At 29.6% G+C, this 274-nt stretch carries 1 protein-coding gene; it reads right to left on the bottom strand.

What is annotated here, in order from left to right:
• A partial coding sequence (locus RR062_06250) for a hypothetical protein (protein ID MEG2027290.1) occupies window positions 1-196 on the bottom strand: 196 nt, incomplete at its 3' end.
• Between the last annotated feature and the right edge of the window lie 78 nt (window positions 197-274).

Genomic DNA, 274 nt, shown 5'->3' with positions numbered 1-274 from the left:
CAACAACGATTATTATAATAATAATTCCAATTTTACCAATATTACTAAATAATTTATCAAAGAAAGTAGCTATATTACTTGGATCTTTTTTGGAAATATTTGCAATCTCGTCATTAGTAATTTGATCAACATTGTCAAATGTATCAAACGAAAGATTAATCACACCATCATCAACAAAAGTTTCACGGTAAATCATAACAGTATTAACACCCCTGTTGTTACCATTTAATTCGCCGATAACGGAACAGACAAACTGAGAATTAGACCGTATAGG

This window comes from Clostridia bacterium (assembly GCA_036654455.1).
Classification (GTDB): Bacteria; Bacillota; Clostridia; order Christensenellales; family CAG-314; genus JAVVRZ01.
This window is presented reverse-complemented; position numbering and strand designations above follow the sequence as displayed.